This window comes from Anoxybacillus sp. P3H1B (assembly GCF_001560855.1).
GTDB lineage: Bacteria > Bacillota > Bacilli > Bacillales > Anoxybacillaceae > Anoxybacteroides > Anoxybacteroides rupiense.
The window spans coordinates 32,553-44,013 of sequence record NZ_LPUG01000009.1 but is presented as its reverse complement, the minus strand read 5'-3'; the positions used below and the strand labels follow the sequence as shown (position 1 = coordinate 44,013).

The following is an 11,461-nucleotide window of genomic DNA, read 5'->3' as shown; positions in this document are numbered from 1 at the left end:
AACAAGGAGGAGGGATATGCCATGAAAACAACCAGTGATTTTTTGAAGATGAAGAAGACAAACGAGCCGATTGTGATGCTGACAGCGTATGATTTTCCGTCAGCAAAGCTTGCGGAAGCTGCTGGAGTAGACATGATTCTTGTCGGCGATTCGCTTGGGATGGTTGTGCTCGGATATGATTCCACCATTCCGGTAACAGTGGAGGACATGATTCATCATACGAAGGCAGTGCGGCGTGGAGCCATGAACACGTTCATTGTCACGGACATGCCGTTTATGTCTTACCATCTGTCGAGGGAAGAAGCACTTCGCAATGCTCAGCGCATCATGCAGCAGTCTGGAGCTCATGCCGTAAAAGTTGAAGGGGCCGGCGAAGTCATAGAGGTCATTCGTGCCCTGACTGAAGCAGGTGTTCCAGTTGTTGCCCATTTAGGTTTAACTCCGCAATCTGTCGGGGTGCTTGGTGGATATAAAGTGCAAGCGAAAGACGCTGAAAGCGCTCGCAAACTTTTACAAGATGCAAAATGGTGCGAGGAGGCCGGAGCGGTCGCTTTAGTTCTCGAATGCGTGCCAAAGCAGATTGCCGCCGAAATTACTAAGCAATTAACCATTCCCACTATTGGAATAGGAGCAGGTAATGAAGTAGATGGACAGGTGCTTGTCTATCATGATGTGCTCGGATATGGAGTAGAACGAGTACCTAAGTTTGTTAAAAAATATGCCAATATTGAAGAAACGATGCAGCATGCCTTGACAAGCTATGTGACGGAGGTAAAGCTTCGGCAGTTTCCTGAACGTGAGCATATGTTTACGATGAAAGAAGAAGAATGGATTGCACTATATGGAGGAAAGCAGTAATGATGATCATTCAAACGATCCAAGAAATGCAGCAAAAAACAGCCCAATACCGTCAGCAAGGAAAGTCCATTGGCTTTGTACCGACAATGGGGTATTTGCATGAAGGCCATGCTGCCTTGCTGAAAAAAGCGCGAGAGGAAAATGATATTGTTGTATTAAGCGTGTTTGTTAATCCATTGCAGTTTGGGCCAAATGAAGATTTCGACCGATATCCGCGCGATATGGAGAGAGATGAAAAGATCGCCAAAGCGTCAGGGGTGGATCTATTGTTTTATCCATCCGTGACAGAAATGTATCCGCGGCCATTAAGCGTGCAGGTGGCCGTCAAGGAGCGCGTTGATGTATTATGCGGAAAATCAAGACCGGGGCATTTTGATGGCGTGGCTACGGTATTAACGAAACTATTTCATATTGTCATGCCGACCCGTGCTTACTTCGGGATGAAAGATGCGCAGCAGGTAGCAGTGGTTGATGGACTTATTCGCGATTTCCATTTTCCGATCGAGCTTGTTCCAGTTCCGACTGTTCGCGAAGCGGACGGGCTAGCGAAAAGCTCGCGCAATGTGTATTTATCTCCGGAAGAGCGAAAAGAAGCTCCTGCCCTGTACGCGGCATTGCAAAAAGCGAAGCGGGCGATTGAAAATGGCGAGCGCAATCCATCGGCTATTTGTGCTCTTGTTGAAGATTATATTCAAACTTATACACATGGTATCATTGATTATGTTGAAGTATATTCTTATCCAGATTTGCAACCGCTTCAGAAAATATCTGGAAAAATCATCATTGCGCTTGCTGTCAGGTTTACAAATGCGCGACTCATTGATAATATAACTCTTGATGTGGAATCGTAATGTTGGGGGGACAATCATGTTTCGTACATTAATGAATGCAAAAATCCACCGTGCGCGTGTGACGGAAGCGAATTTAAATTATGTTGGAAGCATCACGATTGATGAAGATATTTTGGACGCGGTTGGCATGGTAGCAAATGAGAAAGTACAAATTGTTAATAACAATAACGGCGCACGTTTTGAAACATATATTATTCCAGGAGAACGGGGAAGCGGTGTGTTTTGCTTAAATGGAGCGGCTGCTCGTCTTGTGCAAAAGGATGATGTCATCATCGTCATTTCCTATGCCCTTATTCCAGAGGAGAAAATTGCGGCGCATCGTCCGAAAATCGCGATTATGGACGAGCATAATCGAATTCAGCAATTAATGGTAGCCGAACCAGCTCATACAGTGATGTAAGCTGAAGCTCAAGCTTTCTAAAGACAGAACCTCTCATGTTTAGGGAGAAAAGTAATGGTTCCGGCTTATTATAAATGTTTGGCCAGGATAGAGATTCGATCCGTTTGTATGGATATAAAAGCAGGAAGGCGGTGATGCTACCGCTTTTCCTGTCATAAAAAAGGGGGCTGTTTCTCAGTAGAGAACGCCCCTATTATTGCGCGATTGAGGTGAAACGATGGATGAACGGTTTGTAGTCATAGACCTAGAAACAACAGGGAATTCAGTGAAAAAAGGGGATCGAATTATTCAAATCGGGCTCGTCGTTATTGAAAATAGACAAATAGTCAAGCGGTTCTCCAGTTTTGTTAACCCGGAATGCAGCATTCCACCTTTTATCCAGCAATTGACGCAAATTGGTGAGCAAATGGTGCGCCATGCGCCGCTTTTTTCTGAACTTGCCCCGACAGTTGCTGCACTATTGAAGCAATCGTATTTTGTTGCCCATAATGTTGCATTTGATTGGCCGTTTTTGCAGGAGGAATTGAACAGAGCGGGAGTTTTTTTGCCGGAGCCGCCGATGATTGATACGGTTGAACTTTCTCGAATTTTATACCCGAGCATGGAAAGCTATAAATTAAGTGATATGGCGAAGGCATTGCATATTCCCCATCAGCATCCTCATCAGGCGGATAGCGATGCGGAGGTTACAGCCCAATTATGGCTCGCTTTACTTGATAAATTGGAGGCGCTGCCGGTCGCGACATTGCGGCAATTGTGCCGTTTATCGCGCGATATGAAAAGCGATGTCCATTCGATTATGGATGCGATGCTGGCCCAAAAAATAACATCCTTGCATGATGACCAATATAGTTACTACCAAGGAATCGCATTGCGAAAACCGTCTCCTCTTCCTCAAAAAATTGGAGAGTGTCCCGTTTCCTTTCGAGAATGGTTCACCCATACGGAGACGCTTCCTTTCCGTGATTACGAACATCGACAAGGACAATGGGACATGATGGAAATGGTTTATGAGGCCCTCGATACATCACAACATGCTTTAATTGAAGCAGGAACTGGAATTGGGAAATCGTTGGCCTATCTTATTCCGAGTCTTTACTTTGCTCGGCAATATCAAAAGCCTGTTGTGATTAGTACATATACGCTCCAGCTAGGCCAGCAGCTGATGGAGCGCGATATTCCATTGCTCCAAAGTATCGCGTCGTTTCCATTTCATGTCGCGCAATTAAAAGGGAAACGAAATTATCTTTCACTCGAAAAATTTGCTCACTTTTTGTATAAACCAAACAAAAACTACGATGAAGTGCTAACCAAATGCCAGCTGCTCGTTTGGTTAACAGAAACGGAGACAGGCGATGTTGATGAGCTTCAGCTATCTTCGGGCGGCCAGCTGCTTTGGACCATGCTGCATATGGATGAGGAAAAAGAAGAAGCGGAGTATGATTTTTTCCAGAGGGCGTGCCAGCGAGCCAGTAAGGCCGACCTGATTATTACCAATCATGCGTTTTTATTGCAGGATCTGAATTCTGATAAGCCGCTGTTTCCGCCATATGAGCAGCTCATTGTTGATGAAGCACACCATCTTGAGGATGTTGCTTCTCAATACTTTGGCCAGAGCGTTGATTATGTAGCTGTTCGATTATTATTAACTCGCATCGGAAATGGTCATGATGAAGGATCCTTCTTTCAGCTTCGAAAACGGCTTGAACAACAAGCCTATTTTATGTATTTTCAGTCTGTGTTAAGCGACATTGAATTGGAATGTGATGAATGGTTTCGCATGATCCGGCAATACGTGCTGCGAAAACAAACGAATTCCAATGCCGTGCGGCTGCGCTATCGCTTTCATCCAAGCGAAGAGAAAGGGAGACATTGGAACGCTATTCGTGAGTTGCTTTGGCGGCTCTGTCATCACACCTCCGAGCTGGCAGAGAAGGCGGAACAGCTGAAAATGCTCGACCCTTCGCTTTCCTCCCTTTCGTTCTTTACAGATGTGACGGTACTGAACGACATGATTCATGGTCTGCGCTTTTTGCTTGAAGATACGGATTCGAAGGTGGTTCGCTGGATGGAGGCGGATGTGAAAGGGGCCGCTAATGCTACTGCTATTTATGCACAGCCGATTGAGCTTGAAGAATTTTTTGCTGAGCGGTTGTTTACAAGAAAGAAAAGTGTTATTTTGACATCGGCAACCTTAACAACGGACCATTCATTTGCTTATGCAATCTCACAGCTTGGGTTAGAGGATTTTTATCCCATTTGTCGCATGATTCCATCTCCATTTGATTATAAGCGCCAAGCAAAAATTATGATTCCAAGCGACTTACCGTCTATTGTAGATGTGTCGCTTCCAGAGTATGCCCATGCTGTAGCTGAACAATTGCTAGAAATTGAAAAGCAGGTCAAAGAGAAAATACTGGTATTGTTCACATCATATGAGCTTCTGCGAATGACGGCTGCCATTGTGAAAGAAAAAAATGAGGACGAAACACTGGTGTTGCTTGCTCAAGGAATTCAAGGAGGAAATGCGGCAAAGCTCACAAAGGCCTTTTTACAATTTGACCGTGCCATTTTATTTGGAACGAGCAGCTTTTGGGAAGGGATTGATTTACCTAGGGAGCAGCTATCTTTTATTGTCATGGTCCGCTTGCCATTTGCTCCGCCAGATGACCCTGTGATAGAAGCGAAAAGTGAGCGCATTCGCGCCAAAGGAGGACGGCCGTTTTATGATCTGTCGCTGCCTCAGGCGATCATTCGTTTTAAGCAAGGCTTTGGCCGCCTCATTCGTACAGCAACTGATTCCGGAGTGCTATTTGTATTGGATCGCCGTTTAACCACTGCTTCTTATGGAAAATATTTTGTAGGTTCGCTTCCCCCCGTATCTATTTATGAAGCACCGCTAGAGCAGCTTTTGCAAAGCTTGAAAAAATGACAATGCTAGATATGGGGTTCGGTTTATTTTCGCTGGTCAAGTGGTTAAACAAGATTGTTTAGGCCTGCGTTACATGGATACATGACGAAAAAATTTGAATGGTGATGGCCGTTAAAATAGTATACAGATAATGGATGAGTGTTGATCGTGTAAATAGAGAGCAAATGAGCAATCTATAGGTAGGATAGCGGAATAGAGCAGCGTCGCTGGATCTTGTCGCATGTAAGATGAAGAGGGCTTTTATAAAGATATGGTGAGGAACCATTGAAAGTTTTTTGATCGTTTGCTTTTCGATCATCAGATAACGAACACGGATGAAAGAGCATTTCCTTTGCCCAAAAAGATCGGGTAGCTTTAATGAGAGGAAGCCTAATTGTCATTTAAATCCCGCATCGTATATATACACGATGCGGGATCCATAAGATGTAGGTGGGGGAATTTTTTTATGAAATTGTCCAACGAACCTGTTATAATTATGGAAAGGTACAACACAAATTTGTTGTATGTATAGTGTAGCCACGCCGCTCTGTTCCTATGAGTAACAAAATTTGTGGCATGGAGGAGGAAAATGTGAAATGGAAAGTAAAATCGAGGTGTTAGCCACTGTCAAAATTCAGCACTCACCCGATTTATATAAAGTTGTTGACTGCTTGAATCGAACGCTGAAAAGGCAGAACTTAATGTTTGGATTGGCGCTTGATGAAAAAGATCAAAATAAAGCGGTTTTTACGATTTACCGTACATAGAGAAGTGGTTTGTTATGAGAAAGTGGGGTATTTTATGCTTTGTTGTGCTATGTATTTTCTTTTGGCAAGCTGCAAGCGTTTATCACACAGCGATCGGACAGAAGCAATCGCTGATGGAAACAGCAAGAAAGCGAGCGATTGAGAGAGTGGCCTTTGCGCGTATCGATCAAGTTTATACATATTACGGTGAAAAGACCTATATTGTATTTATGGGTGATGATCGTAAAGGAGCTCGCAAAATTGTTTGGGTTCCGGAGAAAAGTGGAAGCATCGTGGTGAAAGACGCCAAGAGCGGAATTACACAGGAAGAAGCCATCAAAAAGTTAACAGCGGAACGAAATCCGAAAAAGATTGTTTCCGCAAAGCTTGGCATGGAAAAAGGAGTGCCTCTTTGGGAGCTGACATATATTGATCAAAACAATCGTTATTCTTTTTACTACCTCAGCTTTAAAGACGGTGCTTTTTTGAAAAGATATAGCTTTCAACAATCATGAAGGGGGACATGGATCATGAAATTAGCAAAACGAGTGGCATCGCTCACGCCTTCTGCGACATTGGCGATTACGGCTAAAGCGAAAGAGCTGAAAGCAGCTGGATATGATGTCATCGGTTTAGGAGCAGGAGAGCCGGATTTTAATACACCGCAGCACATTATGGATGCGGCCGTTCAGGCGATGAATGAGGGACATACAAAATATACGCCTTCCGGTGGACTAGCGGGCTTAAAAACGGAAATTGTGAAAAAGTTTGAACGAGACCAAGGGCTTCGCTACGAGCCATCTGAAATAATCGTTTGCGTGGGAGCCAAACATGCGCTCTATACCTTATTTCAAGTCATTTTAGACGAAGGTGATGAGGTCGTTATTCCAACGCCATATTGGGTCAGCTATCCGGAACAAGTAAAGCTTGCTGGAGGAGTGCCTGTTTATGTCGAGGGGCTTGAGGAAAACGAATTTAAAATTACGCCTGAGCAATTAAAATCGGTTATTACTGATCGCACAAAGGCGGTTATTATTAATTCACCAAGTAACCCGACAGGAATGATTTATACGGAAGAAGAACTAAGAGCGCTTGGTGAAATTTGCTTGGAGCATGATGTATTCATTGTCTCGGACGAAATTTACGAAAAGCTGGTCTATGATGGACATCGCCATGTGTCCATTGCTCAATTGTCGCCAGAGTTAAAGGCGCAAACGGTAATCATTAATGGCTTGTCTAAATCGCATTCGATGACTGGCTGGCGGATTGGATATGCTGCAGGAAATAAAGAGATCATTCGGGCGATGACGGATCTTGCAAGCCACAGCACTTCAAATCCGACTTCCATCGCTCAATATGCCGCTATTGCTGCATACAGTGGGCCACAAGAGCCAGTGGAACAAATGCGGCAAGCCTTTGAACAACGGTTAAATATTATTTATGAAAAACTCATTCAAATTCCAGGATTTACGTGCGTTAAACCGCAAGGCGCATTTTATTTGTTCCCGAATGCGCGGCAGGCGGCCGCAATGGCTGGATATCACCATGTAGACGAATTTGTCACAGCTCTCTTAGAAGAAGCAAAGGTGGCGCTTGTTCCGGGTTCTGGCTTTGGTGCTCCCGATAATGTTCGCTTGTCTTATGCGACATCGCTTGATGTGCTAGAAACGGCGATGGAGCGCATTCAGCAATTTATGGAGCAACGCGCAAATCGTGTATAAGCTTCAAAAGCGGCTTTGTCGATGACAGAGCCGCTTCGTGTATTGCTTACATTTTGGCTGAAAGGTATAATATAAGTTATGCATACATAGTTTTTTGAACAAATGTTGGAGGGAATTTTCGGTGAAAGCAACAATTGCAGAAGTAAGCAAATATGTAGGACAAGAGGTGACGATCGGCGCATGGCTGGCAAATAAGCGTTCAAGCGGAAAAATCGCTTTTTTGCAGCTGCGCGATGGCACTGGTTTTATTCAAGGAGTAGTTGAAAAATCGCAAGTAGCGGAAGACGTCTTTAAGGCGGCAAAATCCATTACGCAAGAAACATCTTTATATGTGACAGGGATTGTTCGCGTGGATGAGCGCTCGCCATTTGGCTATGAATTATCGGTGACAAACATACAAACCATTCATGAAGCGGTTGATTATCCGATTACGCCAAAAGAGCATGGTGTCGAGTTTTTAATGGATCATCGCCATTTATGGCTGCGTTCAAAACGCCAGCATGCGATTATGAAAATTCGCAATGAAATCATCCGGGCAACCTATGAATTTTTTAATAACAACGGATTTGTCAAGGTAGATCCGCCGATTTTAACAGGAAGTGCACCAGAGGGAACAACGGAGTTATTCCATACAAAATATTTTGATGAAGATGCCTATCTTTCTCAAAGCGGTCAGCTTTATATGGAAGCAGCCGCAATGGCGCTTGGAAAAGTGTTCTCATTTGGTCCGACGTTCCGTGCGGAAAAATCGAAAACACGCCGCCATCTCATTGAGTTTTGGATGATCGAGCCGGAGATGGCCTTCTACGAATTTGAAGATAACTTAAAGATACAAGAAGAATATGTATCGTATATCGTTCAAGCGGTGTTGAAAAATTCCCAGCTTGAATTAAAAACTTTGGGACGTGACACATCAAAGCTTGAGCAGATTCAAGCTCCATTTCCGCGCATTACATATGATGAGGCGATTAAACTTCTCCATGACAAAGGATTTGATGATATTCAATGGGGAGATGATTTTGGAGCGCCGCATGAAACAGCGATTGCGGAGAGCTTTGACAAGCCAGTGTTCATTACCCACTATCCAACTGCGTTAAAGCCGTTTTACATGCAGCCTGATCCGAACCGTCCAGATGTGGTGCTTTGTGCGGATTTAATTGCACCGGAAGGGTACGGCGAAATTATTGGTGGGTCTGAACGGATTCACGACTACCATCTGCTTAAACAGCGCTTAGAAGAGCATCATTTGCCAATTGAAGCGTATCAATGGTATTTAGAATTGCGTCAATACGGCTCTGTACCTCATTCAGGTTTCGGTTTAGGGTTAGAGCGTACAGTGGCTTGGATTTGCGGAGTCGAACATGTGCGTGAAACGATTCCGTTCCCACGGCTATTGAACCGATTATATCCATAATCGCACCAGTATTTTTATTGAATCCATGTTTTGTTTATCGTGTTGAATTAGCCCCCAAGCTTTTAGGGGGCTTTCTTATCTTCCTAATACGCAATGGCTTGATGATCGTGCTTATTACATGATTTAGACAAGTCGTGAGATTCTTTCGAATGTAGGTTTTGACAGACACCCGTTTTCAGTTGTATTTATATGCATAGATACAACGAGAAGATTGAACTGATTATTTATTCAAAAGCAAACTTCTATTTTTTGACGGTCCAAGAAAAGTCAATAACTTTTCTGCTTATGCCTTAGCGTGGCACAGCACCGAACAACAGGCGGCTTACAGACCGATTGATGGGTCTGTAAGCCGTATTGTTCAGTCACACGACCGTCGACTTTATATCGACGCAACTGTTAAGGTGTCAAGTTATATCGATATAGATTATCTAATACTTAGCATCCATGTTATACTTATAGTTGAGGTGTATTCCAATGGACAAAGAAAAAATGGCGGAATGGCTGGCCCAAGGCAGCATTGCAATTCCAAAGCTGCTTTTGCAGCATTATAAACGTTTAGGTTTAACGGAAGTAGAATTTATGCTGCTTTTGCATTTGCATGCATTTATGGGAGAAGGGGTATGGTTTCCAACTCCAGATGAGCTGGCAGAAAGGATGACGTTAACGCCGGCACAATGTATGGAAGCATTGCGGAAGCTTTTGCAAAAAGGATTTGTTTCTATTGAAGAACAGGTGGATGGAGCCATTTTGGGCGAAAAATACTCGCTTAAGCCGCTATGGGAAAAGTTAGTGCATCATTTAATTTCCGAGTCGATGAACGAACAAAAGAAAGAGCGCCAGGAAGAGGAACAAAGCTTGTATACGATGTTTGAACAAGAGTTTGGCCGACCGCTTTCGCCGTTTGAATGCGAGACGCTGGCGATGTGGATGGATCAAGACGGGCATGATCCAGCTATCATAAAAGCCGCGCTTCGCGAAGCGGTATTGTCCGGGAAATTAAATTTCCGTTATATTGATCGAATTTTGTTTGAGTGGAAAAAGAATGGGGTGCGTACGATTGAACAGGCGAAAGATTATGGGCAAAAATTTCGCAAGCATCAATCGAAAGCCAAGCCTGTATCACAGGAAGAGCATCGACAAACCGTTACATTTTATAATTGGCTAGAATCGTAAGCGAGAGGCCCCCGTCTCTCGTTTTTCTATGATTGAGGCAGCCACTTTTTTAACATCATCCGCCGAGAAGTCTCCCACCTCTTAATGGAATGGAGATGGGGAAGGTTCATATAGGCCTATGTGACGAAACGTAATAGGACAAGCTTTGATGTGAGAAAGAATGGAATCGCTGCTACTGTTAGCGGCTGTAAAACGAAAGGAGAATTCTTATGCTGAATCGGCAACAAATTCGCATTTGTTTGGATCGAATGGGAGAGATGTTTCCGGACGCTCACTGCGAATTGATACACCGCAACCCTTTTGAATTGCTAATTGCGGTAGTTTTGTCGGCGCAATGCACGGATGCGCTCGTAAATAAAGTAACAAAACATTTATTTGCAAAATATCAAACGCCTGAAGATTATATATCGGTTCCGTTGGAAGAGCTTCAGCAAGATATCCGATCGATTGGACTGTATCGGAACAAAGCGAAAAATATTCAAAAGCTGTGCACCATGCTGCTCGAACAATATGGAGGAGAAGTGCCTTGTGATCGCGACGAATTGATGAAGCTGCCGGGGGTTGGGCGCAAGACGGCGAATGTGGTGGTTTCGGTCGCTTTTGGCGTCCCAGCGATCGCAGTGGATACACATGTGGAGAGAGTTAGCAAACGGCTTGGTTTTTGCCGTTGGAAGGACTCTGTGCTTGAAGTAGAAGAAACCCTGATGAGAAAGGTACCAAAAGAAGAGTGGTCGATTACCCATCACCGGATGATTTTTTTCGGGCGTTATCATTGCAAAGCCCAATCACCAAAATGCGAAATCTGTCCCCTGCTTGAACTATGTCGAGAAGGAAAGAAAAGAATGAAGGGCAGGGAGAAAATTGCAAGTGCCGATTGACTTTGTTCATCCGTTGTTTTTCCAAGAAGAAGAGATGATTGAGAAACAAGAAGAGGCTCCGTTCCCTTATGCACTTAAAACAGTGTATTTTTATTATGATATCGTAGATAGCGCTTATGTGCCTTGGGAAAAAGCAGAACAATCGATCCCTGCTTTACTGAAGCTGTGGAATGAGGAAAAAGCGCAGCTTCAGGCACTTTTTGCGGAAAGAAACCGAACGCTTGTCCAGAAGCCGATGATTCGCGGGTTATCTTATTTTATAATGCTTTTATTTTGGATGAATCAAAGCAAAGTCACCCAGCTTCGTATGTGGCAAAAAGCAGTGGAATCGCTGCCGCTTAAACCGATGAACTGTATGGAGCGCTTGCAATTCATTTTTCAGCGATGTGATACGTATCCTTCATTTGTTCAATTAAATGAATTGTTTGAGGAAGCGGCGAAGCTTTTTTATAAGAAGTGGGCGATTGTAAAAAAAAGGATGCCTCCATGTTGAGGCATCCTTTTTTCTA

At 43.8% G+C, this 11,461-nt stretch carries 11 protein-coding genes; all 11 read left to right on the top strand.

Going from position 1 to position 11,461, the window contains the following annotated elements; all coding sequences use genetic code 11:
• Nucleotides 1-21: 21 nt before the first annotated feature.
• The 11 genes from panB to AT864_RS00435 all read left to right on the top strand — a co-directional run bounded on the left by panB (nt 22) and on the right by AT864_RS00435 (nt 11,445).
• The gene (gene panB, locus AT864_RS00480) at nt 22-858 is read left to right on the top strand and encodes a 3-methyl-2-oxobutanoate hydroxymethyltransferase (RefSeq protein WP_066145391.1); all 837 of its coding nucleotides are present in this window, start codon (nt 22-24) and stop codon (nt 856-858) included.
• Nucleotides 858-1,709 (top strand): pantoate--beta-alanine ligase, encoded by an 852-nt coding sequence (gene panC, locus AT864_RS00475; protein WP_066145387.1) that lies wholly within the window; start codon nt 858-860, stop codon nt 1,707-1,709. The genes panB and panC overlap by 1 nt, the downstream gene beginning before the upstream one ends.
• A 16-nt stretch (nt 1,710-1,725) precedes the next feature.
• Nucleotides 1,726-2,109: an aspartate 1-decarboxylase gene (gene panD, locus AT864_RS00470; RefSeq protein ID WP_044742285.1), complete on the top strand. Its 384-nt coding sequence runs from the start codon at nt 1,726-1,728 to the stop codon at nt 2,107-2,109.
• Nucleotides 2,110-2,326: 217 nt separating this feature from the next.
• Complete coding sequence (dinG, locus tag AT864_RS00465; protein ID WP_066145383.1) at nt 2,327-5,041, top strand: ATP-dependent DNA helicase DinG; 2,715 nt, start codon at nt 2,327-2,329, stop codon at nt 5,039-5,041.
• Between the two features lie 575 nt (nt 5,042-5,616).
• On the top strand, nt 5,617-5,787 hold the full coding sequence (locus AT864_RS17395) for a YpmA family protein (protein WP_080862420.1): 171 nt from the start codon (nt 5,617-5,619) through the stop codon (nt 5,785-5,787).
• Between the two features lie 14 nt (nt 5,788-5,801).
• Nucleotides 5,802-6,281 (top strand): DUF5590 domain-containing protein, encoded by a 480-nt coding sequence (locus AT864_RS00460; RefSeq protein WP_066145381.1) that lies wholly within the window; start codon nt 5,802-5,804, stop codon nt 6,279-6,281.
• A 15-nt stretch (nt 6,282-6,296) separates the two neighbouring features.
• Nucleotides 6,297-7,487: a pyridoxal phosphate-dependent aminotransferase gene (locus AT864_RS00455; protein WP_066145378.1), complete on the top strand. Its 1,191-nt coding sequence runs from the start codon at nt 6,297-6,299 to the stop codon at nt 7,485-7,487.
• Between the two features lie 121 nt (nt 7,488-7,608).
• The gene (gene asnS, locus AT864_RS00450; RefSeq protein ID WP_066145376.1) at nt 7,609-8,901 is read left to right on the top strand and encodes an asparagine--tRNA ligase; all 1,293 of its coding nucleotides are present in this window, start codon (nt 7,609-7,611) and stop codon (nt 8,899-8,901) included.
• Nucleotides 8,902-9,375: 474 nt separating this feature from the next.
• Nucleotides 9,376-10,074, top strand: a complete 699-nt coding sequence (locus tag AT864_RS00445) for a DnaD domain-containing protein (protein ID WP_066145373.1) — start codon at nt 9,376-9,378, stop codon at nt 10,072-10,074.
• Between the two features lie 209 nt (nt 10,075-10,283).
• Entirely contained in the window at nt 10,284-10,952 is a 669-nt protein-coding gene (nth, locus tag AT864_RS00440) for an endonuclease III (RefSeq protein ID WP_066145370.1), read from the top strand.
• A complete protein-coding gene (locus AT864_RS00435; RefSeq protein ID WP_231734569.1) occupies nt 10,942-11,445 on the top strand; it encodes a YpoC family protein in 504 nt (167 codons plus the stop codon). Before nth ends, AT864_RS00435 begins: the two co-directional genes overlap by 11 nt.
• The last annotated feature ends 16 nt before the right edge of the window (nt 11,446-11,461 follow it).